This is a genomic window from Peribacillus suis (assembly GCF_059384845.1).
On record NZ_CM182019.1, the window covers coordinates 567,350 to 590,476 of the forward strand.

General features: G+C 42.4%; 23 protein-coding genes. 15 read left to right on the forward strand and 8 right to left on the reverse strand.

The genetic code is table 11. The features are described from left to right. Positions 1-278: 278 nt before the first annotated feature. The 7 genes from motA to map all read left to right on the forward strand — a co-directional run bounded on the left by motA (position 279) and on the right by map (position 6,116). On the forward strand, positions 279-1,070 hold the full coding sequence (gene motA, locus AC503W_RS02745; RefSeq protein WP_402871803.1) for a flagellar motor stator protein MotA: 792 nt from the start codon (positions 279-281) through the stop codon (positions 1,068-1,070). Further along, positions 1,063-1,818 (forward strand): flagellar motor protein MotB, encoded by a 756-nt coding sequence (motB, locus tag AC503W_RS02750; RefSeq protein ID WP_494915929.1) that lies wholly within the window; start codon positions 1,063-1,065, stop codon positions 1,816-1,818. Before motA ends, motB begins: the two co-directional genes overlap by 8 nt. A gap of 45 nt (positions 1,819-1,863) precedes the next feature. Continuing rightward, positions 1,864-2,145, forward strand: coding sequence for a late competence development ComFB family protein (locus AC503W_RS02755; RefSeq protein WP_494915931.1), 282 nt, complete (start codon positions 1,864-1,866; stop codon positions 2,143-2,145). Between the two features lie 201 nt (positions 2,146-2,346). After that, positions 2,347-2,922: a TetR/AcrR family transcriptional regulator gene (locus AC503W_RS02760; protein ID WP_402958917.1), complete on the forward strand. Its 576-nt coding sequence runs from the start codon at positions 2,347-2,349 to the stop codon at positions 2,920-2,922. Between the two features lie 56 nt (positions 2,923-2,978). Continuing rightward, positions 2,979-4,199, forward strand: coding sequence for an MFS transporter (locus AC503W_RS02765; protein WP_494915933.1), 1,221 nt, complete (start codon positions 2,979-2,981; stop codon positions 4,197-4,199). Positions 4,200-4,742: 543 nt separating this feature from the next. Then, positions 4,743-5,258 carry a type 1 glutamine amidotransferase domain-containing protein gene (locus AC503W_RS02770; RefSeq protein WP_427591596.1) on the forward strand — a complete coding sequence of 172 codons (516 nt, stop codon included), beginning with the start codon at positions 4,743-4,745 and terminating at the stop codon, positions 5,256-5,258. Positions 5,259-5,369: 111 nt separating this feature from the next. Next, complete coding sequence (gene map, locus AC503W_RS02775; RefSeq protein ID WP_427591595.1) at positions 5,370-6,116, forward strand: type I methionyl aminopeptidase; 747 nt, start codon at positions 5,370-5,372, stop codon at positions 6,114-6,116. A gap of 46 nt (positions 6,117-6,162) precedes the next feature. Here the strand turns inward: map and mobB are convergent, their stop codons facing one another. The 3 genes from mobB to AC503W_RS02790 form a co-directional block, all read right to left on the reverse strand. Continuing rightward, positions 6,163-6,681 (reverse strand): molybdopterin-guanine dinucleotide biosynthesis protein B, encoded by a 519-nt coding sequence (gene mobB, locus AC503W_RS02780; protein ID WP_494917249.1) that lies wholly within the window; start codon positions 6,679-6,681, stop codon positions 6,163-6,165. Next, positions 6,678-7,943, reverse strand: a complete 1,266-nt coding sequence (locus AC503W_RS02785) for a molybdopterin molybdotransferase MoeA (RefSeq protein WP_494915935.1) — start codon at positions 7,941-7,943, stop codon at positions 6,678-6,680. Before AC503W_RS02785 ends, mobB begins: the two co-directional genes overlap by 4 nt. Before the next feature lie 97 nt (positions 7,944-8,040). Further along, on the reverse strand, positions 8,041-8,265 hold the full coding sequence (locus tag AC503W_RS02790) for a DUF1128 domain-containing protein (RefSeq protein ID WP_402871786.1): 225 nt from the start codon (positions 8,263-8,265) through the stop codon (positions 8,041-8,043). A gap of 209 nt (positions 8,266-8,474) precedes the next feature. Here AC503W_RS02790 and AC503W_RS02795 point away from each other — a divergent pair, with 209 nt between their 5' ends. Both AC503W_RS02795 and AC503W_RS02800 read left to right on the forward strand, forming a co-directional pair. Further along, positions 8,475-8,876 carry a YtxH domain-containing protein gene (locus AC503W_RS02795; RefSeq protein WP_494915937.1) on the forward strand — a complete coding sequence of 134 codons (402 nt, stop codon included), beginning with the start codon at positions 8,475-8,477 and terminating at the stop codon, positions 8,874-8,876. Positions 8,877-8,891: 15 nt separating this feature from the next. Next, complete coding sequence (locus tag AC503W_RS02800) at positions 8,892-9,728, forward strand: YihY/virulence factor BrkB family protein (protein WP_402871780.1); 837 nt, start codon at positions 8,892-8,894, stop codon at positions 9,726-9,728. Between the two features lie 385 nt (positions 9,729-10,113). Here the strand turns inward: AC503W_RS02800 and ltrA are convergent, their stop codons facing one another. The 3 genes from ltrA to AC503W_RS02815 form a co-directional block, all read right to left on the reverse strand. Continuing rightward, the gene (ltrA, locus tag AC503W_RS02805) at positions 10,114-11,376 is read right to left on the reverse strand and encodes a group II intron reverse transcriptase/maturase (protein WP_494917251.1); all 1,263 of its coding nucleotides are present in this window, start codon (positions 11,374-11,376) and stop codon (positions 10,114-10,116) included. A gap of 590 nt (positions 11,377-11,966) precedes the next feature. Further along, entirely contained in the window at positions 11,967-13,886 is a 1,920-nt protein-coding gene (locus AC503W_RS02810; RefSeq protein WP_494915939.1) for a heavy metal translocating P-type ATPase, read from the reverse strand. A gap of 328 nt (positions 13,887-14,214) precedes the next feature. Beyond that, positions 14,215-15,381 carry an MFS transporter gene (locus AC503W_RS02815; protein ID WP_494915941.1) on the reverse strand — a complete coding sequence of 389 codons (1,167 nt, stop codon included), beginning with the start codon at positions 15,379-15,381 and terminating at the stop codon, positions 14,215-14,217. A gap of 190 nt (positions 15,382-15,571) precedes the next feature. Between AC503W_RS02815 and cax the strand changes: the two genes are divergently transcribed. Together cax and AC503W_RS02825 are read left to right on the forward strand one after the other, a co-directional pair. Continuing rightward, a complete protein-coding gene (gene cax / locus AC503W_RS02820; RefSeq protein WP_402871770.1) occupies positions 15,572-16,636 on the forward strand; it encodes a calcium/proton exchanger in 1,065 nt (354 codons plus the stop codon). Positions 16,637-17,126: 490 nt separating this feature from the next. Beyond that, positions 17,127-17,930, forward strand: a complete 804-nt coding sequence (locus tag AC503W_RS02825) for a YfkD family protein (RefSeq protein WP_494915942.1) — start codon at positions 17,127-17,129, stop codon at positions 17,928-17,930. 27 nt (positions 17,931-17,957) lie between these two features. Here AC503W_RS02825 and yfkAB read toward each other — a convergent pair whose 3' ends face one another. After that, positions 17,958-19,079 carry a radical SAM/CxCxxxxC motif protein YfkAB gene (gene yfkAB / locus AC503W_RS02830; RefSeq protein WP_402872303.1) on the reverse strand — a complete coding sequence of 374 codons (1,122 nt, stop codon included), beginning with the start codon at positions 19,077-19,079 and terminating at the stop codon, positions 17,958-17,960. 155 nt (positions 19,080-19,234) lie between these two features. Between yfkAB and AC503W_RS02835 the strand changes: the two genes are divergently transcribed. After that, positions 19,235-19,423: an SE1561 family protein gene (locus tag AC503W_RS02835; protein ID WP_402871764.1), complete on the forward strand. Its 189-nt coding sequence runs from the start codon at positions 19,235-19,237 to the stop codon at positions 19,421-19,423. A 210-nt stretch (positions 19,424-19,633) separates the two neighbouring features. Beyond that, on the forward strand, positions 19,634-21,202 hold the full coding sequence (locus tag AC503W_RS02840; RefSeq protein ID WP_402871761.1) for a fumarate hydratase: 1,569 nt from the start codon (positions 19,634-19,636) through the stop codon (positions 21,200-21,202). A 42-nt stretch (positions 21,203-21,244) separates the two neighbouring features. On the opposite strand, the gene AC503W_RS02845 is transcribed toward AC503W_RS02840, so the two are convergent. Continuing rightward, on the reverse strand, positions 21,245-21,490 hold the full coding sequence (locus tag AC503W_RS02845; protein WP_494915943.1) for a hypothetical protein: 246 nt from the start codon (positions 21,488-21,490) through the stop codon (positions 21,245-21,247). 114 nt (positions 21,491-21,604) lie between these two features. Between AC503W_RS02845 and AC503W_RS02850 the strand changes: the two genes are divergently transcribed. Continuing rightward, positions 21,605-21,790 (forward strand): hypothetical protein, encoded by a 186-nt coding sequence (locus tag AC503W_RS02850; RefSeq protein ID WP_402871756.1) that lies wholly within the window; start codon positions 21,605-21,607, stop codon positions 21,788-21,790. Between the two features lie 432 nt (positions 21,791-22,222). Beyond that, on the forward strand, positions 22,223-23,008 hold the full coding sequence (gene pdaA, locus AC503W_RS02855; protein WP_494915944.1) for a delta-lactam-biosynthetic de-N-acetylase: 786 nt from the start codon (positions 22,223-22,225) through the stop codon (positions 23,006-23,008). Positions 23,009-23,127: the final 119 nt, after the last annotated feature.

Sequence of the window (23,127 nt, forward strand, 5' to 3'; positions counted from 1 at the left end):
TACCTAAACTTTGGAGAAACAAGTGAACTCATCCAAAGGGAAGGGATAAACACGACTGTTTAAAATAACCTTTTCTTCCCTTTTTGTCATAAATTGTCCCTATATTGCGAAATATGCGATAGAATGGTTGCTGTATAAAGGATGAATATAGGGAGACTTTGTGAAAAAAGATAGAATTTTTACATTCAATCTATCGGAATAGTAAAATAATCCTCACTTTTTCCGAACTTTATCCGATATAAGGAGCAGACGAGATTTTATATGAATGGGTGAGTATGATGGATATAACATCGGTTGTAGGTATAGTTCTTGGTATAGTGGCTATTTTAGTGGGAATGGTTCTGAAAGGCGTAAGCGTAACGGCGCTGATTAACCCGGCAGCTATCATGATTATCATTGTGGGAACAGTGGCTGCGGTCGTAACGGCTTTTCCTTTATCTGAATTGAAAAGATTGCCAAAAATATTGAAGATCCTTTTCCTTGAACAAAAGTTGACAAAGCCTGAAGAATTGATTAAAACCTTTTCCGAATGGGCGGTCATCGCCAGGAAAGAAGGGTTATTGGCCTTGGAAACCATATCGGATCAGGTGGATAACACCTTTTTGAAAAATGGGTTGAACCTTGCAGTGGAAGGTCAGAGTGCAGATTATATTCGAGATATATTGGCTGAAGAAATAGAGGCAATGGAAGAACGTCACCACAGTGGAGCCGCCATCTTTAGCCAGGCAGGCACCTATGCCCCAACGCTTGGCGTGTTGGGTGCCGTTATCGGGCTGATTGCGGCATTGGGTAACATGGCTGATAGCGAGGCATTGGGGCACGCTATATCTGCCGCTTTCGTTGCGACCCTTATGGGGATTTACACAGGATATGTGTTATGGCATCCCTTTGCGAATAAGCTGAAACGGAAATCGCAACAGGAAGTCCGCATCAAGGAAATGATGATTGAAGGGATTTTGTCGATCATCGAAGGAGAAGCGCCAAGGACGATTGAACAAAAACTAACATCTTATTTGCCTGCTGGAGATCGTAAAAAGTGGTTAGAAGGCGATGTGAGAGAAGATGGCTAGGCGGAAAAAGAAACAAAAGCATGACGAACATATTGATGAATCTTGGTTGGTCCCCTATGCGGATATATTGACGCTGCTTCTGGCTCTTTTCATCGTTCTATTTGCATCAAGTTCGGTGGATGCAGTCAAATTCCAACAATTGTCCAATGTGTTTAACCAAGTGTTCACGAGCGGAACGGGATTCATGGAATACCCGAGTGACTCCCCCAGTAATAATCCCACGTCCCCTGAACAAATGACAGGGATCAAAGGGACGAAGGGGCAGGGTAAGAGCGAGGAACAACAACTTATGGAAGTACAGAAACGGGTTAATGCCTATATTCAGGAAAATGATTTAGTGGACGAGCTTGATACGAACCTTACGGATGAAGGCATGTTGATTTCCATCAGGGATAACGTGCTGTTCGAATCGGGAGTATCGGAAGTGAGAAATGAAGATAGCAGGATTGCCAAGGAGATTTCGAGTCTGCTTGTTATGGACTTGCCTCGGGGGATTGTCATAAGCGGCCACACCGACAATGTTCCCATCAAGACGTATCGCTATGATTCGAATTGGGATTTAAGCGTCATGCGTGCGGTGAACTTCATGAAGCTGCTCCTTGAGAATACGAACTTGGACCCTGAAATGTTCAGTGCTAAAGGCTACGGGGAATTCAAGCCGGTCGCATCCAATAAAACGGCACAAGGCCGGGCTAAAAATCGACGGGTTGAGATTTTGATCGTTCCACGTACCCCGATAAAAGAGTGAGAACCTGTCTGGAATGGACAGGTTTTTCTTTACGAAGGAGTTTTTATGGAAAGAGAATTTACTAATGTGATGGAAGAAATCGTAGTCACGTGGGTCCAGATACTAATGGCCGGTACGGATTATCAAACATTTTGTCCGTGTAATAAATGCAAGAATGATATCATCACCATTTCGTTGAACGCCCTTCCCACTTATTATGTAACGACGGATGAAGGGCGGAGGATCGTATTCGACAGGTTGAATACGGAAGAAAACAGGAAATGGATCAACAAGAGAATTATCAGTGCGATTCATGTGGTGGGCAAATACCCGAAGCACCAACTATAGACGACAATACGTGATAAGAGATCAAGACTCTTATCTCTTTTTTTATTTAGGCTGTTTTCTCAAAGGTTGTTGCTATGGAGAAAAGTGGGCCTTCTTCCACAATTGCGCCCTTTAACGGAAGACTTGATTTCAAGATAAATTTCTCTGGACTCATCATTCCGAAATCTTTATACTAAACTACATGAACGGAGGTGTTATAAATTGGGTAGAAATATTAGTTTTAACAAAGAACATGCCTTAGATAAAGCTATGTATTTATTTTGGGAAAAAGGTTATGACGCTACATATATCTCAGATCTTATTGAAACAATGGGAATAAGTCGGTCTACTCTCTATACTAGTTTTGGTGATAAAGATGAACTATTTAAACTCGTTTTAGAGCATTATAAAAACTTTGGCTCTCGAAAGAGAGATTTACTTTTTAATGGAATAAACACTAAAGTATCACTTAAATCTTTTTTTTATCAACATATTGAAAAATGCTATTCAGATGACATTCCTAAAAGTTGTATTATAACTAATTCTTCATTGCTTATTGGACACATTGATCCTTCCATAGAAAAAATACTTATATATGATTTTAATGAACTTGAAAAAGTATTTAAGCAAGTTATTGAAAAAGGAAAAGACAATGGAGAAATTTCACAAGAAGCAAACTCTGAATTAGTGGCATATTCTTTATTAAGTTTAAATCATAGTATTAATTTAATGTCCAAGTATAAAAAAGAAAAAAATCTAGCCTATAATTTAGTGGATAAGACTATTGAAGACCTATAGTCTTTCTTTTTTAAGCTTTTTGGAACGAACGTACCAAAAAATAATAAACAAAAGGAATGATGAAATTGACTAAGAAGATAAATTTTCTAATATTTATTTTGGCAATTAGTTGTGGTTCACTTGCTGCTAATATTTATTATGCACAACCAATTGTACAATTCATTGCAAAAGATCTGAACATCTCTTCTGATTTATCTGGATTGCTCACTACCTTTACACAAATTGGGTATGGATTGGGCTTATTTTTCATCGTACCAATGGCTGACTTATTTAAAAGTAAGAAAATAATAGGAATTCTTATCGGGCTTACTATTATTTCATTAATTGGTATGCTAATTTCGACAAATGGAATTATTTTCACAATATTAACAACCATAATTGGCATTGGAGCATGTGCGGCTCAAATGTTAGTTCCACTAACAATGAGGATTGTACCCATTGAAGAGACAGGTAAATATGTGGGTAAAGTGATGAGTGGTTTATTGATTGGGATTATGATTGCTCGCCCTTTATCTATCGGAATAGCTGACTGGTTAGGATGGAGAATGGTATTTCTTTTTTCATTAATCACGCTAGTTGCCGTATTACTGTTAATTATAAAATTTTTGCCCAACTATGAGGTAGTAACGTCTAGTAACATGTCATATCCATATTTAATCGCTTCTATGGTGAAGTTATTAATAAATACATCTCCTTTACAACAAAGAGCTTTTTATCACGCATGTTTATTTGCAACATTTAGTCTCTATTGGACGATAATGCCAATATTATTAAGGTCTGAGCCACTAAATTTTTCGAATAATGAAATTGCATTAATTGGCTTTGTTGCAATAGCTGGAGCTTTGTTAGCTCCTACTATCGGTAAAATAGCAGATAAAGGTTATATTTCTACAATGACGAATTTATCAATGGCGCTCGTACTATTATCTATCTTACTATTATTTTTTGTTCAAGATCATTCACTATTGAGTATAATTTTAATTCTTATCTCCGGAATTAGCATCGATATTGGGGTATCAGGAAATTTATTATTAGGTCAAAAAGTTATCTTTGGTTTGAATCCCGAAATAAGAAACAGACTTAATGGATTATATATGACTATTTTCTTTTTGGGAGGAGGCTTTGGTTCATGGGTTGGAAGTTATACTTACTATAAATTTAATAGTGAAGTAGCTTTACTCATTGGAACAGCCTTGCCTTTATTCGCCTTATTAGTTCATTTAATAAAAAATAATACAATAAACTTATCGAAAACCAAAAGCAAATACATGTCCTAACGCATGTCCTAACTATTAATGTACCCCAAAAGTTAGAGTGAAAATCTAATTTTCAGGGTACATTAGTAGCATTATCTTCTACATCATGAGCAAATTAATCACTATTATTGCTTATCTTTATTCGTTTTGGCCCATGCCAAAAATAAGATTATAACCAAAGCACCTCATAAATTTCTCCACTGCCTTATTGTATAATCCTATTCTTCAATTATTCTATAAGGTAGTTTGAGTATTTTTTTAGAATGTCATTTATATTCAGTTTTATTTAAAGTTGTTGCTCCACAATCTGGCTCGATTGTTGAATACCATTCTTTACCCAAAACAATAAAGTTTACGAAAACAGCCTTTATTTAAAAGGATTATAGTAGTACATGCTACTGAAGGGGTGCTTTTGTAAAAACAAGTTTTAAGAAGCAAGCATTCGATAGGGACTACCATGGGAGACTTCTATGAAGAGGGCAATTTATGTGTTTAATCCTGTCCAATCAGGGAATATAAATAAAGTAAGTTCATTCGATCAAAATTGAGGAGATGAATTTTTTTATGAGTAAGAAAATAGCATGTGTAGTAACTGATATGGTTGAGGATTCAGAGTATAGTGAACCGGTCAAAGCTTTTAAAGAAGCGGGTCACACGGTAACGGCGATTGAGATGGAAAAAGGCAAAACGGTTAAAGGGAAACAAGGTGACGTTGAAATTACAATCGATGAAAGCATAGATTCTGTGAAAGCGGAAGACTTTGATGCGTTGCTTATCCCAGGTGGATTTTCACCGGATATTCTACGGGCGGACGAACGCTTTGTAACGTTCACCAAGGCATTCATGGATGCCAAGAAACCCGTGTTTGCCATCTGTCATGGACCACAGCTGTTAATTACGGCTAAAGCCCTTGAAGGACGCCATGCAACAGGCTATACATCCATCAAGGTTGATATGGAATATGCAGGTGCAACATACTTGGACAAAGAAGTCGTCGTGTGCGGCGACCAACTTGTTACAAGCAGGACACCTGAGGATCTTCCGGCATTCAATCGGGAATCACTCAAGTTATTAAAATAATAAAAAAATCCTGGCAACCGCCAGGATTTTTTTATTTATAAGGTTTTTGGATTCATATACTTCTATCTTTGCAGTAAAATAAAAGAAGAATGAAAAAAGGAAGTGTAACGATTGATCGTAATAAAGTCTGAACGTGAAATTCAAGCGATGCATGAATCAGGGAAGATTTTAGCTGCTTGTCATAGGGAAATTGCAAAACTAATCGCACCAGGTGTGACAACATGGGAAATCGAAGAATTCGTGGAAGGATTCTTGAAGAAACATGGCGCCAAGCCTGAACAAAAGGGCTACAAGGGATATGAATACGCGACATGTGCAAGCATCAACGAAGAGATCTGTCATGGTTTTCCTCGCAAAAAGCCATTGAAAAACGGGGATATCGTCACAATTGATATGGTCGTGAATTATAATGGGGCACTTTCGGATTCAGCCTGGACATATACAGTCGGCAAGGTTTCCAAAGAAACAGAACATTTAGTGGAGGTAACGAAGGAATCCCTATATAAGGCCATTGAAGTGTCTATCGCTGGTAATCGTATTGGGGACATTGGGCATGCCATCCAATCTTATGTGGAGGCGGAAGGTTTCTCTGTCGTCCGTGACTTTATCGGCCACGGAATTGGGAATGTCATACACGAAGAACCGCAAGTCCCTCATTATGGCTTGCCTCATAAAGGCCCGCGCCTTAAGGAAGGCATGGTCTTCACGATTGAACCGATGGTGAACGTAGGTACATATAAGGCTACTCGAGATCCGAATGGATGGACGGCTTCGACTGCCGACGGGAAGTACTCGGCACAATTCGAGCACACGATTGCCATCACGAAGAATGGCCCGCTAATTCTGACGGAACAATAAGCAATAAAGGCAAGAGGCACCCTTCATTATAGGATGCCTCTTGCCTTTATTCGTGTTTTTTTACCTGCTTGATGAACCATTCAGTAAAACATTCGGAATCCAGTGGGAACACGGGAACCTCTGCCAAGCTTGTTGCTTGTTCAAGGCAGGCGGGCCAAGCCACCACGGCCTGAATATTGGTAAGCTGTTTCAGTAATGAAAAGTCCTCTTCCTCTTTAACAAGGATGACCTTAGGAAAGTCCTCCCGCTTATATCCCTCAATCAAAATCACGTCGGGGTGGAAAATCTCCAATAAGTGAAGCAACTCCGGGAGCGTGACCCCAGATTTGAAATTCCCCAGCAACTCAATGGAACCGTCTCCTTCCACGAGTGAAGCAGCCGCTCCAGTCTGAAAGTGCTTAGTGGAGTCTTTCTCACCTGTATTGTCCGGCTTGCCACCATGGCCATGATGCTTCAAGACGGCCGTCTCCAGATTTTCTATCCGAAGCGCTTGGATCAGTTTTGTAATGAAAGTCGTTTTCCCTCTATTTTGGTACCCGACTACTTGAAATAGGAACGGTTTCACCAAGGCCAGATTGATCCTTCTTGATCATCAAGAAGGAGGACATCCACGCTATCCCCCGTTTTAAATCCGCGTGTTCCGCCAGGGAGTACCGTAAGCGAATTCGCCCCAGCAAGGCTAGTGGTGATATTCGATTTATCGACGCCGCTAGGGACGACACGAAGCTGTCCATTTTCATAATACATGCGCGTACGAAGGAGGCGGGAGAATGGGTTGGCCTTCAGGAAATCTTCAGCCAGCACAGCCTGTTCCTTCCGTAAATGCGGTTGTTCGGAAAACAGCATGGTACGGATGATTGGCCGGGCAAACAATTCAAAACCGACATAGCTTGCGGATGGATTACCGGATAAGCCGAATAAAAACTTATTCTCGTGAACGGCTACCGTCGTCACGCTACCAGGACGCATGGCTACTTTATTGAATAAAACGTCAGCGCCGAGCTTCTTATAGATGTCAGGAAGAAGGTCAAAATCACCGACAGACACGCCCCCTGTTGTGATCAGGAGATCGACTTCTTCCAAGGCTGTGGAAATGGCCTCATAGCTTATGTCAAACTCGTCCTTGAGCTTCCCGTAGAAACGGACTTCCCCACCTGCTCTTTGGATTTGGGCGGAGATGGCATGAGAGTTACTATTCCGGATTTTTCCAGGTTGCAAGGGTTCATTGACATCAAGCAGTTCAGATCCAGTCGCGAATAGGCCCACGACGGGCTTCTTTGCAACCGGAACTTCGGCATACCCGAAAGTAGCAAGCAAACCGATGATGCCGGGATTGATCATCGTGCCTTTTTTGACTAGGATATCGCCTTTCTTTGCGTCTTCCCCTTTAATGGACACGTTTTCGCCTTGCTTCAGGGAACGTTTGAAAGAGATATATTTCTTTCCGTCTTTTTTGAATTCTTTCGTTAGCTCGAGCATGATGACGGCGTCACATTCCGTTGGCATTTGGGCGCCGGTCATGATGCGGGCTACTTGGTTTTTCTGTACAGGAATGGTTGAGACCATTCCTGCGGCCAACTCTTCAATGACCTCGAACTCCAGCGGATTATCTAGGGATCCTTCGGTTGTATCCGCGGATCGTAGTGCAAATCCATCGTAAGGTGAGCGGTTGAAGTGGGGAACATCATTGGTGGCGACAATATCCTGCGCCAAATAGCGGTAGTGGCAGTCCTCAAGAGGGACCATCTCCATTTGTCCTTCCAATGCATGTTTCATGATCTTTTCTAGCGCTTCACTCAGCTTGATGGGTGTTCTTCTTTCTACCATACTTATCGCTCCTATCTGAAATCGTTACTATGTATTGTTATTCAAGTATAGCAAAAAAATAAAAAAATCCTCACAAGGAAGGGAGGATTTCAAAGATTTATTTATTGCGTAATTTTCCAAGTTCTTCTGCAATGGCTTCCATTTCACGGACACTGAAATTCGTTTTCTTCATGACCAAAGTATAAATATCATGAAGTTCTTCATACATTTCGATATCGAAATGGGTGGATTTTATCGCACCAAAGTTCATTACTCTTAATTTGTCCTTTATTGCTTCGACCATGTACTCGACGCTCTCTGCCGTATTCTGTGATAAATCCAATTCTATCATCCTTCCACACATTTCTAAATTATTTTTATCTTTGCATGATTGCCCTTATAAGTCAATGGGAATTCATGCAGATATATCTTGTGACTTCCTGCTTGGAAACGTTTTAAAGCGCTCTGGTTTGGGAAAAGATAAAAAAACTAGGTAGTAAAATAGTATAATGGAAATATACATTAATTAAAATATGCCAAGGAGGAGAATATATGAGTTCGGTTCGAGAAGAATATAGGAGCGAAAAGAAAAGTAAGTTTATGCAAGCTGTTTTGATTGGGGCATTGGCCGGAGCCGCGGTAAGTCTTTTTGATAAAAACACAAGAAAAACGGTGATCTCCAATAGTAAAAATGGTTTGACATGCATGAAGGAAATGATTCAGAATCCTTCTAACTTGTTAACGCAAGTACAGGAAACATCTTCGGAATTCCGTTCCACTGTCGAGAAGATTTCCAATGACGTCTCCTTTATTTCCAAAAGGGTCGAGGAGATGAAGAATATTCCCTCACAGGTTGCCAATGTCGTCATGGAAACGAAGGAAGCTTTTACTTCGGAAGATATGCACACGACGGCTGGTAAACAAGATTCAGAAAGACGGAATCCTTTAAATTAGAATTGAGGTGAAGGGATGGCCAATAAAAAGGAATGGCTGAAATGGTCTTTCTATAGAAAGTTTATCAAGCAACTTCAGATAGATGAGGTAACGGGGCTTGCTGCCCAGCTATCCTTTTACTTTTTACTTTCCCTGTTTCCCTTACTTATTTTCCTTTTTACTTTATTGGCCTACCTGCCGTTTACTCAGGAGGATATTCTGAATCTGGTACGTTCTTACACGCCTGACGATTCCATGACGATCATCGAGGATACTTTGGGTGATGTGATGCAAACAAATGGCACGTTATTGTCGTTTGGTGTCATCGGGACGATTTGGTCGGCTTCTAACGGGATGAATGCCATTATTAAAGCCTTTAACCATGCTTATAGGGTAAAAGAAAACCGCCCCTTTTATATTTCCCGGGGAATGTCGATTCTTCTCACGTTTGCGATGATTTTCGTTTTCATTGTCGCATTATTGCTTCCTGTGTTCGGAAAGCAGATTGGAATCTTCTTATTCGACGGAATGGGCCTTTCCGAGGAATTTTTGTCGATTTGGAATAGCCTCCGTTGGGTGATCAGTACGATTGTATTATTCATTGTGTTCACCATGTTGTATTGGCTGGCCCCGAACAAGCGGTTGAAATGTTTGACGGTCCTTCCAGGTTCCATTTTCACCACGGCTGGCTGGGCACTCGTTTCGTTGCTGTTTTCTTACTATGTAGAAAACTTCGGTAACTATACAGCTACATATGGCAGCCTTGGAGGCATCATCGTCCTGATGATCTGGTTTTACTTATCCGGGCTCATCATCATCGTCGGCGGAGAAATCAATGCTTTCCTCAGTAAAAAGGATCCAGGTTGTGATTGAACGTCCTTGAACCATTTAGGCGGCGAATCCGACGTTCATCTGGATATTTCGACTTTGGACGGGATAATCCGACGGTGAGCATGAATAATTCGACATTCAGAAGAATAATCCGACATTCAACCACATACGGCAATAGTTACCGGACTAGCTCAATGACCTTCGACACACACTAATGATGAACACATCTTGTAAGTGGGGAGGGTTCATTCATGAGTAAGAAAGGGAAGCATAAAGGCAAAAAAGGGAACCACAAAACGTCAGGTTCCGCTAATGGAAAGAATGGCTATCACTAACTAGTTACAGGATACAAATCGAGTAGGAGGAGGCGCCTAGCCTCCGACCTCTCACACCACCGTACGTACCGTTCGGTATACGGCGGTTCAGTTTAAGTCTGACGTAGTTTTGTATATCGTTCATATAAACTTTCTAACCCTTGATTGTGCCAATAAGCATTGTCGAGGGTTTTATGTAGAATAGGACTTTGGGTAATTCGCCAGTAACCCTTTCTACTATTCCCCCATTCATATGCTTTTCTAGAAGGTACACCAAGCCCTTTGAGTTTTCGTACTCTCGTCTTTGGGAGTTTCCACTGTTTCCAGAGGCACATTCTGAGCCTTCTTCGAATCCATGAATCTAATTTTCGCAATATACTTGGAGTATCAATGAGAGAAAAATAACCTACCCATCCTCTAAGGTACTGTTTTAACCTACCTATTTTGAGTTCCATGGGTATCGGGGATTTCCTCGAGGTCATTTCTCTGATTCGGTTCTTCACTCTCTTCACCGTTTGTTGTGCCAATCGAACCTTCGGGTTCTTCTTTGACCTTGTGTAACTAAAACCGAGAAATGTTCGATTCCAAGGACGATCTACCTTTGATTTCTCATAATTAACCTTTAGTTTTAGTTTACGTTCTATGAAGGAGGAAAGGTTACTCATGGCTCGATTTGCCGCTTTTCTTGTCTTTACGAAGACATTACAGTCATCCGCATACCTCACAAATCGAAGATTTCGCTTCTCCAGTTCTTTATCTAACTCATCTAACATGATATTAGATAATAGAGGACTTAAGGGTCCCCCTTGCGGAGTTCCCTCATTACTCTTATGGAATAGTCCGCCAATCATAATCCCTGATTGTAAGAATTTACGAATCAGTTTTAGAACTCGTTTATCTTCAATTTTCAGCTCAAGCTTTCCCATGAGTTTATCATGATTCACTTTATCGAAAAATTTCTCTAAGTCCATATCTACTACCCATGTATACCCTTCGGCTATATACGATTTCGCCTTTCGAACAGCCTGGTGGCCCTGTTTATTAGGGCGAAATCCGTAGCTATTCTCTGAAAAGGTGGAATCGTATATCTTGTTCAATATCTGGGCAATCGCTTGTTGAATGAAACGGTCAAGAACGGTCGGGATTCCCAATAACCGAACTCCGCCGTTTGGTTTCGGGATTTCGATACGACGGACGGGTTGCGGTTGATAAGTACCCTCTAGTAAGGATGTTTTCATGTTATGCCACGCTGTTACGAGGTGCGGTCTCAGGTTTTGAACCGGCATTCCATCGACTCCATGGCTTCCCTTATTTCTCTCTACACGCTTTAATGCCTGTATTAAGTTGTCCCTTTCTAGTACCTGTTCCATTAACATCATTGATATCCTTTCTACGTGGATAAATGGTCTATTTGTGCCTTTATCTGCTCCGCCCTTTTGAAGTTCCCCGTGTATTCACCACTTCTTCCTTCAAATAAGTTCCGTTTGGAATTGTTTGCTTCTTTGCAAGATAACGAACGCCTAGTATTTATCCTCCTTAATCTGTTCGGTCCTTCCTTATCTTCTCGAGTAGATAAGTACTATGACCTCTGCTGACTTCTGATGATTCAGCTGTCCATCACTGGACAGGTTGCCAAGTTTACTTGGTTGTCACCAGACCTCCCCGGGTAAGAGTGCAATCTTTCCCTCCACCTATCTGCTTCATTTACTCTGTACCACCTTCGGCAGTATGGACTTTGTTTTGTGCAGCAAACTCATCCAATGATACCTAGCCTTATATGAAGTTCGTGTTCCTCAGACCGGAGGTTTGCCGCTTGCTTCCTTCAGATTCCACGTCACCGTGGACACCCTTGCATTAAGCTAACCATTACTACTGCCTTCATGGTTCGGGACTCACACCCTATAGATTGCACCCATGCCGGGCACACTACAAAAAAAAAGGAAGCCTTCGTCGGGCTTCCTTTTTTTTAGTTCCTTAGTAACCGTAAGCTGTTTAGGATGACGAGAATCGTACTTCCTTCATGACCGATGACGCCAAATGGTAGGTCAAGGAATTGCAGGAAGTTGGATAAAATCAGAATCATGATGACCGAAATCGAGAAAATCACGTTCTGTTTGATGATTCGATTCATTTTCTTCGATAACTTAACGGCTTCGGCAATACGCGGAAGGTCATTCTTCATTAGTACGACATCCGCCGTCTCCAAGGCAACGTCAGTTCCTTCACCCATGGCAATCCCGACAGAAGCGGTTGCCAGTGCAGGTGCGTCATTGATTCCATCTCCGACCATCGCAACTGTTCCGTATTGTTCTTTAAGTTTTTTCACTTCATTTACTTTCGTTTCAGGCAGGCATTCCGCAATGTAATCATCGATATGGCTTTCGGAGGCAATCGCTTTTGCCGTATTGTGACTATCGCCAGTCAGCATGATGGTATGGATGCCTTCTTCTTTCAAGGCTTCGATTGCTTTAATCGTTTCTTCACGGACCACGTCTTTCAATGTAAGGATGCCGGCAATCCCTTTATCATCTCGTGCATACACAACGGTCTTTCCTTGTTCAGCCAGTGTCAGCGCAATACCATTCTGGAATCGTTCAGCTTCATTACGGCCGACGAAATCGGCTTTTCCGACTTGCCAAAGGACCCCGTTGAAATAGGCTTGCACGCCGTTACCAGAGATATCTTCCATGTCCTCGGGTTTGATGATTTCTCTTTCAATCTTCGTTTTAGCATAGCGGACAATGGAAGTCGCCAATGGATGGTTCGAATAATTTTCAACCGATGCAATATGGAATAGGAAATCTTCTTCGTTCAAATCATCGCGGATGATGACATCCGTCACTTCAGGTTTTCCTTTAGTCAAGGTACCCGTTTTATCCAAGGCAATGGCCTTCAGGTTACCTAAGTTCTCCAGGTGAACGCCACCTTTAAACAAGATGCCATGACGTGCGCCATTCGAAATGGCGGAAAGTGTGGCCGGCATGATGGAGGCGACAAGGGCACAAGGTGATGCGACAACAAGTAAGATCATGGCCCGGTAAAAGGTTTCGGTCCAGCTCCACCCAAGGGCAAAATGCGGAACGAACATCATCAAGGCTACGATGGTTAAGACGATTTTTACATATTTCCCTTCAAATTGTTCGATGAATAGTTGAGAAGGGGACTTTTCGCTTTGGGCCGATTGAACAAGCGTGATGATTTTTTGAAAGAGCGTTTCGCTTGTTGGCTTCGTAATCTCCACGTTGATCGTTCCACGCAGGTTCACGGTTCCGGCGAATACCTCATCGTCGATGGATTTACTGACAGGAATGGATTCACCTGTGATGGCCGCTTCATCTAGATTCGTACGCCCATCCGTGATTTTTCCGTCTGATGGCACTCTTTCACCCGGTTTTACCAAAATGGTATCACCAACCGTCAAGTCAGAAATGGCCACGATTTCTTCATATCCATTCGTGATGCGAAGCGCTTCTTCCGGCTGCAGGTCCATGAGGGCCGAGATTTCCTTATGGCTTTTATTCATGGTGTAGGTTTCAAGCGCCCCGCTTAAGGCGAAGATGAAGATGAGAATCGCGCCTTCTGTCCAGTAGCCAATGATGGCGGAACCGATGGCTGCAAAGATCATCAACATTTCCACGTTCAGTTCTTTATCCGCGATGGTATCTTCAATGCCTTCCTTTGCTTTTGCATATCCACCGATCACAAAGGAGGCCAAATAGATGAGGATGGATGGTGTTTCCATTCCGTTCTTAGATAACAGCCAACCTACCAGGATCAATACACCGCTTAGTAGGGCGGCAATCAGTTCAAGATGTGGCTTTGTTTTCTCGAGCCAAGAGGTGTTGCATTCAGTTGGCTGGGTCAATTGTTTAGTGTCTGTTGTCATTACGTTCCTCCTGTAATCTTCTCTCTATTGTTCGTAACTGATATTAATTATCATTTATAGGATATCTAATTGAGAAAGATAATCAGCGTCATCTTTCGGGTCGATATTTAGGGTCAATCAATGAATTGATGATGAAATCAACGTTTTTAAGCGTTTTTTATCATCTATTTCGTATGGTAGTATTATCTTAACACATATATTAGGAAAAAATAAAGAAGAATGATTCTAATCTAGGAAAAAATATAAATAAACAGTAAAGCTAATTTTAGGATATGTAAAGAGAATGAACCTGAATAATATAAGAGGGAATCAAGATACTACAAAACAATTAGATACTGGTGGCAGACTGTTTTTCTTTGAAAAACATCAGCGCAAAGAAGATGAGCACTAGCATGATGCTGATTAGATAGAAAAAGCTTCCGCCTGGTAAGTGTTCGATGGCCAATCCACCGAAGTAAGGACCGGCGATGCTGCCCACGCTATAAAAAATGCTGCATAATAAATTTCCGGCTGGCATAAGATGGCGAGGCAGGATGTCAGCCATATAGCTGATGCCAAGAGAGAACGTCGATCCCACCATCATTCCTCCCAATAAAAAACAGATGAAGAGGCCACTGACCAAGGGAGTAAGTAACCCAGCCGCGGTAAAGATAAGGGACCCGGAAAAAATAATGATCAGCAAGATGTTCCTCCGACCGAAGCGATCACTCAGCATACCCAATGGAATCTGTGTGAGCAATGTACCAGCCGAAAAAGCAGGAATGATAATCGCTACGGCGGTCAGACTAATGCCGGAACGCAACGCAAAGACGGGAAAGTTGCTATTAAGAGATGCTTCAAGCACGCCAAAGGTGAATGGCAGTAAGAAGGCAACCCAGGCAATCCGGCTCACTTTCCAAAATCGCTTGAGCGTATCGAGGAAAGAAGTGCTCTCGGTATCATCGTGTTCGGGAATTTCGTTCTTAATCAGGAAAACGGTCAACCACGTAAGCAGGCTAAGAATGGAAGTGATGATGAAGGGCAAGGCTTGATTCACATCAAGCAACTTCGTCATAAGCGGTCCAATCATGAAGCCAAGGCTGAAAAATAATCCGTATATCGCGATATTCCTGCCCCTTTTCGCCAGGGGCGAAATGGCCGTGATCCATGTCTGCGTTGCAAAGTGTAACGTATGATCGCCGATTCCAATGAAAAATCGCAATATAAACCAAAACCAGAACGATTTCCAAAGCGGAAATAAGGCAAGCGAGAGAATGACCGTCAATCCACCAAACAAAATCAATGGTTTATAACCGAATCTACGGAGAGGCGCTTCCATAAAAGGTGAAATTAAAAGGATTCCAATATAGAGGGAAGCGGCATGCAGTCCATTTAAAGAGGAGCTGAGTCCATCATTTTCGAAAATGACGGCGATGATCGGAAGAAGCATACCTTGTGAGAAACCGGATATGCCGACCATGAAGATTAATACAGGAATAAGCAGTTTTTGATTCATATTTTTCGTCTCCTATTTTATGTATACTAGTTGATGTTACATGGAAAGAAGAGGATTAAGCAATAGAAAATCGGGTAAATATGGACATGAAGAGGATTTAGAAAAAATTTATCTTTTTCATTTAAATAAAGAAATGTATGATTACTTTTGTTACATAATAAAATGGACATGAGAAGTGAGGGGAAGTTTCTTGGATAAAATATTTTTGGGGCTCGTCGTATTAGGGGTGCCTCTATCGTTCATTGGGTCTTTTCTCCATTGGCCTAGCGTCGTGATGTTCATCGTCTATTGCTTAACGATCATCGCGCTTGCAGGATTCATGGGCCGGGCGACAGAAAGCCTGGCGATTGTGATGGGACCGAGGATTGGCGGTTTACTGAACGCAACCTTTGGTAACGCCGTCGAGTTGATCATTTCGATCTTCTCATTAAAGGCTGGGTTGATTGGCGTCGTATTAGCCTCTTTGACAGGATCGGTTTTAGGAAATTTATTGCTGGTCGCTGGACTATCTTTCTTTATCGGTGGGACGAAATACAAGCGTCAGAAATTCAATGTATTTGATGCGAGGCATAACGCAGGATTATTGATTTTTGCCGTCGTTGTCGCTTTTGTTATTCCTGAAGTGTTCTCTCAGAATATGAACGAAACAAGCACGATGTCGTTAAGTGTTGGAATTTCCGTTATTTTAATTTTATTATACTTAGCTGCCCTATTCTTTAAATTAGTGACACACCGCGGTGTATACCAACCGGCGGAAAAAAGAGAAGGGGAAGAACCGCATGAAGAAGAAGTTCCGGAATGGAGCAAGAAAAAGGCAATCATGGTTCTTGCCTTGGCCACCGTTGCAGTTGCTTTCGTATCGGAAAAACTGGTTCATACCTTCAGTGAAGTCGGGGAAACCTTCGGATGGACTGAATTATTCATCGGGGTCATTATCGTGGCCATCGTAGGAAATGCGGCTGAGCATGCATCCGCCGTCATCATGGCCTACAAAAACAAAATGGATGTTGCCGTCGAGATAGCCGTCGGCTCGACCTTGCAGGTAGCGATGTTCGTCGCACCGGTTCTTGTGTTGATCTCGTTAATGTTCTCAACGAATATGCCACTTGTCTTCACACTGCCAGAGTTGATTTCAATGGTGACCGCTGTTCTCTTGATGATCATGATATCGAATGATGGAGAGACGAACTGGTTTGAAGGGCTTACCCTATTGGCCGCTTATTTCATCATGGGAATTGGTTTTTATCTATTATAAACGTGGAAGGTCTTCCGTATCGGGAGGCCTTTTATTCATAAAAAGGCATACAAAAATGACTCTGCTGTGATTGAGACGTAGCAGAGTCATTTTTATAAAGGTATAGTACAATCCATAGATTCATCCAAAATCTTTCATCATGCTTCTGTTAAAGTAAAAAGATACTTCTGTTAAAGTTGTGAAATATTCTAGAGTGTTACACCGTCCTTTCGCATAGTGAATTTAAGTAGTGGCGAATACGTTTTCTGTCATCCTTTTAAAGGGCATCGTAGATTGAATCGATAAGCATACCTCCTGAATGGTATTAGGTATGAACGTTTTCGCCTCCTTTTTATAAGGTAGGTTAAGTATACTCCATCTTTAAAGAAAAGTAAATATTCAGAACTTTACAAATATGTTACAAAATAGACTTCCACCCAACATGTATAGAATGTTGAATAGAAACAAAATCTATAAACAAAAGATGGAACCCTTTAAAGGAGACGACAGCATGAGACGACTTATTCTTATCACATTGATTACAGTAGTGACTTTCATTCAGACGAATGCAGGTGTGGGAGCGGAAGACAAACAAACTCGGAACAAGGTGAATATCCCGCCTTCCGTTTTAAATGTCGCCAAGGAAAATACGTATCCGAACCCGACTCAAGATCTACCAATGCTTCAGGCAAGCAAATTTGCCCAACAATTGATTGATTCATCGGATATAAAAATTGAAAATCCAGAACTCATTCATATGCTGAATGAATCAGCGATTGCGAAAGCGCCACTTGCCTTTGGGTATAGAGCGACGATTTACCTTGGCCATTGGGCATTGAATTATGAATCATTGGAGACATCCCCTAATTGGGAGTATCAAAAGATCAACATGAACTACTATGATAATCGCGGCGGCGAGGTTCCATACCGGATCCGCTATGTCCAAGAAAGTCAAAAGGAAGTGACCGGGGGCTTGACCGCGAAAATTCCAAAGGCTGAAGATGTCCAGAAAATGATGCTGCTAAAAGCAACGGAAAAGACGAATTTGCCACTCGCTTTTAAAACCATCATCGGAGCCGGGACAAAAAAGGATGAAGTATACAATATTGCTTCCAACCGGATTGGTTATTTATCCAGCTATGCATCTGCCGTCAATGAAAAAGGGAAGGTCACCTATGGGGAAGTGTATCTGAACTTGAGGGGGAATAAGCGCACGATTGTGATTAAAAACATCACCTCGCAAGGCATCGGTGCATGGATACCCGTTCAGGACCACGTATCCTTCAGCTTTACGGTTACACAACAGCCAAGATAAAAAAAACTCGCCGTTGGCGAGTTTCTTTTATATAAGGGACTTTCTCGTTTTGAAGTCTTCTTTTGGATAGTAGGCATTTTTGACAAGGACGTTAGGTCCAAGGCATTTGACCGCCGGGCAGTGGCAATTCAATTCATTGGCCAGTTTTGAATTCATCCATGTTTCATACGATTCAGTCAGTGGCTGATCTTGGATGTTCCCCAATGTTGGAGCATCGCCGAAGTCGGTCACGATGACCTCCCCGGTGAAGATGTTGACGTTCAGGCGGGATCGTCCATCCGGGTCATTGCGAACTGTCACTTTTTTTGAGCTATAAAGGCGCTTTAAAAGTTCAAGGTCTTCTGGATGGGCATTACAAGGATAGAATGGTAGCGTTCCGAACAGCATCCAGACATTTTCGTCCCGGATATCAAGCAGATGATGAATGGCTTCGCGCATTTTTTCCAATGATAATGTTTCAAGGGCCGAAGCAAAATCACTAGGGTACATCGGATGGATTTCGTGGCGCTGACAGCCCATTTCCTCGACAATCTGTTTATGGATATGCGCAAGATGGGGCAGTGTGCTTTTATTCAGCATCGTTTCAGCCGAAACCAACACACCGGCCTTTGTAAGGGCACGGGAATTTTCAATCATTTTATCGAATAATTTCTTCCGCTGTTCACGGGTAGGTTTACGATCCATCATGGCAAAGCCGACATCAATGAATTCATCAATCGTTCCCCAGTTATGTGAAATGTGAAGGACATCCAAATACGGGATGATTTCTTCATATCTTTCCAAGTCAAGCGTCAAGTTGGAATTCATTTGGGTGCGAACGCCGCGGCTACGCGCATATTTCAATAGAGGCAAGACATAATTCTTCACTTGTTTTCTTGAAAGCATCGGTTCGCCGCCTGTTATGCTTAGCGAGCGGAGCGATGGGATTTCGTCAAGGCGCTGAATCAATAATTCCAAAGGAAGAGCATCGGGATCTTTCGGTTGCAGTGTGTAACCGACTGCACAATGTTCACAACGCATGTTGCAAAGGGTTGTGGTTGTGAATTCCACATTGGTAAGAGTGAGCTTTCCATATTGATCGACGTCCATATATGCTTCCCAAGGATCATACTTGGGTGTAATTGGTGTTAAGAGATCTTGCTTCAGTATAGACATGTTTAAAACTCCTTACGTAATAATGCACTAACCCATTATGAACAATGGGAACAAAAATTGTCAAATGGCTAACCCCGTACAATAGCTTACCATTGCACTTTGGAGCATTTTTCGTTACGATGGAAGGAAGAACAGAAGGAGAGTGCCTCATGGGAAAATCCATTACAGATAAAAACGACCAATTATCCTATCTTAAGGAACGCCTAACGATGTTCGTGGAGGTTCTGGACCATATCGAACCCGAGAGTACAGACCTGGAAGACATCGACCGTCTAATCGGCATGCTAGATGATCTTGAAGATAAAGTGCAACAATTCAAAACTCGTTCAGAAGAATAATACCTGTAGGATACTATGATTTTTTAAATATGAATATGCTCAAAAGGGATGACGGGATAAATCGTCGTCCCTTTTTATATGCCAATTTTTATGAAGGAAAATGAATTACTTGTTTTCGAAAGATTATGGAAGATGTATAATAAAACGGGTGTCAAGTCATGACTACTTTTGTCGTGATATATCTAGGGGATTAAGAGGGGGAAGAGAAATTTGGATATTCAGAAATTCCAAGAAAGCATGTACAGTCTTATCGTTGAAACTTCAACGAATCTTCCAAAGGATGTTCGTCGTGCGGTCAAGAGCGCGAAACAACGTGAAAATGCAGGTACGCGTTCAGCATTGAGCCTAGCGACCATCACGAACAATATTACAATGGCTGACGACAATGTATCTCCGATTTGCCAGGATACAGGTCTACCGACTTTTAAAATAAAAACTCCTGTTGGTGTGAACCAACTTGAAATAAAAGAAGCAATCCGCAATGCCCTTATTTTAGCGACAAAGGCCGGCAAGCTTCGTCCAAATGCTGTCGACTCTTTGACAGGCAAAAACAGCGGGGACAACCTTGGGGAAGGTCTACCTGTCATGAAATTCGATCAATGGGAAGAAGATTATATTGATGTGCGCCTGATCTTGAAAGGTGGCGGCTGCGAAAATAAAAATATCCAATATAGCCTACCAATGGAGCTTGAAGGATTAGGGAAAGCGGGCCGTGATTTGGACGGGATCCGTAAATGCATCCTTCATTCTGTCTATCAAGCACAAGGTCAAGGCTGCAGTGCCGGGTTCATCGGTGTCGGTATCGGGGGAGACCGTTCATCCGGATATGACTTGGCTAAAGCACAACTTTTCCGTAGCAATGAAGATGTGAACCCGAATGAAGATCTTCGTAAGCTAGAAGAGTATATTATGGAAAAAGCCAATGAACTTGGAATCGGAACAATGGGCTTCGGCGGCGAAACGACATTGCTTGGCTGTAAAATCGGCGTCATGCATCGCATTCCTGCAAGCTTCTTCGTATCTGTTGCATACAACTGTTGGGCTTTCCGCCGCTTAGGTGTGAAAGTGAACCCGGAAACAGGTGCAATCAACGAATGGTTGTATCAAGAAGGCGAGAAGATCGACTTTGCTCGTGAAGCTGAAAAAGCAGCACGTGAAGAAGTGGCCGTCTCTATCGAAACAGACGTGGAAGCACCACGTGAAATCACACTTCAAGCACCAATCACGGAAGAGCAGATCCGTGAGCTTCAAGTCGGTGACGTCGTCCACATTAACGGCAGAATGTACACAGGCCGTGACGCCATCCATAAGCACTTGTCTGAAAACCCTTCACCAATTGATCTTGATGGCCAGATCATCTACCATTGCGGACCGGTTATGCTGAAGGATGAAGAAGGCAAATGGCACGTGAAAGCAGCTGGCCCGACAACAAGTATCCGTGAAGAACCGTACCAAGGCGATATCATGAAACGTTTCGGTATCCGCGCGGTCATCGGGAAGGGCGGCATGGGACCAAAAACGTTGGAAGCCCTGAGTGAACATGGCGGCGTTTACCTTAACGCAATCGGCGGAGCGGCTCAATACTACGCAGACTGCATTAAATCGGTCGAAGGCGTGAACTTCACTGAATTCGGCATTCCTGAAGCCATGTGGCACCTGAACGTCGAAGGCTTCACCGCCGTCGTGACGATGGATTCACACGGAAACAGCCTACACAAAGATGTTCAACAATCATCATTGGACAAACTGTCTCAATTCAAAGAACCCGTATTCAAGTAACAGAAAAAAGACGCTCGCCGATTTGGCTGAGCGTCTTTTTAGTTACTCTTCCTTTTTGGGATTAGCATCAGACTTGAACTCTGGTTCTAGTTCAGTTGCAGACTCCAGCTCCGGTTCCGTTATAGAAGCAGATTCTTGAAAAGACTCAGATTCCGTTTCAGGTTCAAGAAAGGGATCGATTCGTGAAATGTCACTCGAATCAAACCCGCTTCTCACAAAATAGACGAACACTCCTGCACCAAGCGCGAGACAACCGATAAACCCCATCGTAATCAACCATTCCAGCATGACATACGCCCCCCTTTTCTTATGTATATGAAAAAAAGGGCGATTATTACCTGAAAGGAGTACAAACTAACGGAATTTACGGAACATATATTAGAAGAGAAAGGAGGGGATTTTATGCAGAACAATTACTTCCTATACTTCATCGCCTTGTTGACAGGTTTTGCGTTCATTCTTCTTCCTGTGGCAGGCACGATTTTCTCCGGTCTAGGAACATTTCTAGTCGTTATCGGAATCGTCATCGTCCTTGTTTTTGCCATCGCCATCATTTGGCAGGCAGCACAGGCATTATTTAAAGGATAAAAGACTTCGGGGGGCTGTCCCAATTTGGGACAGGCCCTTTTTTGCGAGGATTTTATACATACGGAGTGGGAATTCGACTGTTCCGACGATTAATTCGACGGTGGGCAAGCGGAATTCGACTTTCAGGGAGATAATTCGACCGTCAACCGAGATAAATTGACGTTTACCTCATTTGAAGCTGACCACCGGTGCAGGAATTCGACTTTCAGGGCAATAATTCGACCGTCAACCAGGATAAATCGACGTTTGAAGCTGGCAGCCGGTGCGGGAATTCGACCACGCGGGTAGATAATTCAACCACGGCGAGCCATAATTCGACCACGAGCAAGAATAATTCAACCACAAACGAGAATAATTCAGCCACACACAAAATCGTGCATATAAATCCTTCCGTTTCAAACACTAAGAAAAAGGAAAATGGGGGACGATTCAATGAAGAAGATGGCGATGGTGTCGGCTATTCTCTGTTTACTCTGGTCTTTGGCGGGCCCGGCTTTTGCAGAGTCCTATAATTGGGGCTTCAATAAAGGGAAAAATGGAACTCCGGCGGATGCGGGTAAAAATTTCAATGAGATGCTGCCTAAATATGAAGCGATTTATAAAGGAGATACCTCGAAAAAGGATATTTACCTGACATTCGATAATGGGTATGAAAATGGCTATACGGCGCAGATTTTAGATGTACTCAAGAAACATAAGGCACCGGGGGCTTTTTTCGTCACCGGCCATTATTTAAAGACGGCGCCTGAACTTGTCGTCCGGATGGCGAATGAAGGCCATATTGTCGGAAACCATTCATGGAACCACCCAGACATGACGAGCGTGACAGACGGAGTCATCCGCACCGAATTACTTCGGGTCAAGGATGCGACGGAAAAATTGACGGGGCAAAAAGGGATGAATTATTTGCGGCCACCGCGTGGGGTTTTTAACGAACGGACGATGAAAATTGCCCAACAAGAAGGCTACTACCATATTTTTTGGTCGCTTGCTTACAAGGACTGGGTCGTCGATGAACAGCGTGGAGCGGCTTTCGCCCATGATGAAGTCATGAAACAGATCCATCCGGGAGCGATTTTACTGTTGCATACGGTTTCAAAAGATAATGCTGAAGCACTCGATTCGATTCTGACGGATCTTGAGAAACAAGGGTACACATTCAAAAGCCTGGATGATTTAATGATTGAAAAACAGCTTCCGAACAGGATGTTGTATTAAAATGAAAGGCGGAACCTGACTAGGAAAATCAGGTTCCGCTTTTTGCCATTATCCTCAATAACAAGTAATATTTTCGAAAACATGCTATAATACCTGGAAAACTGCTAAAAGGATGGATC

Bases quoted from the DNA above. Each gene is read 5' to 3' on its own strand.
- AC503W_RS02795 (WP_494915937.1), top strand. From the start codon at position 8,475: ATGAGTTCGGTTCGAGAAGAATATAGGAGCGAAAAGAAAAGTAAGTTT.
- AC503W_RS02825 (WP_494915942.1), top strand. From the start codon at position 17,127: ATGAGACGACTTATTCTTATCACATTGATTACAGTAGTGACTTTCATT.
- pdaA (WP_494915944.1), top strand. From the start codon at position 22,223: ATGAAGAAGATGGCGATGGTGTCGGCTATTCTCTGTTTACTCTGGTCT.
- AC503W_RS02765 (WP_494915933.1), top strand. From the start codon at position 2,979: ATGATGAAATTGACTAAGAAGATAAATTTTCTAATATTTATTTTGGCA.
- AC503W_RS02785 (WP_494915935.1), bottom strand. From the start codon at position 7,943: ATGGTAGAAAGAAGAACACCCATCAAGCTGAGTGAAGCGCTAGAAAAG.
- motB (WP_494915929.1), top strand. From the start codon at position 1,063: ATGGCTAGGCGGAAAAAGAAACAAAAGCATGACGAACATATTGATGAA.
- AC503W_RS02810 (WP_494915939.1), bottom strand. From the start codon at position 13,886: ATGACAACAGACACTAAACAATTGACCCAGCCAACTGAATGCAACACC.
- motA (WP_402871803.1), top strand. From the start codon at position 279: ATGGATATAACATCGGTTGTAGGTATAGTTCTTGGTATAGTGGCTATT.
- ltrA (WP_494917251.1), bottom strand. From the start codon at position 11,376: ATGTTAATGGAACAGGTACTAGAAAGGGACAACTTAATACAGGCATTA.
- AC503W_RS02770 (WP_427591596.1), top strand. From the start codon at position 4,743: ATGAGTAAGAAAATAGCATGTGTAGTAACTGATATGGTTGAGGATTCA.
- AC503W_RS02845 (WP_494915943.1), bottom strand. From the start codon at position 21,490: ATGCTGGAATGGTTGATTACGATGGGGTTTATCGGTTGTCTCGCGCTT.
- AC503W_RS02815 (WP_494915941.1), bottom strand. From the start codon at position 15,381: ATGAATCAAAAACTGCTTATTCCTGTATTAATCTTCATGGTCGGCATA.
- AC503W_RS02755 (WP_494915931.1), top strand. From the start codon at position 1,864: ATGGAAAGAGAATTTACTAATGTGATGGAAGAAATCGTAGTCACGTGG.
- AC503W_RS02850 (WP_402871756.1), top strand. From the start codon at position 21,605: ATGCAGAACAATTACTTCCTATACTTCATCGCCTTGTTGACAGGTTTT.
- AC503W_RS02800 (WP_402871780.1), top strand. From the start codon at position 8,892: ATGGCCAATAAAAAGGAATGGCTGAAATGGTCTTTCTATAGAAAGTTT.
- AC503W_RS02835 (WP_402871764.1), top strand. From the start codon at position 19,235: ATGGGAAAATCCATTACAGATAAAAACGACCAATTATCCTATCTTAAG.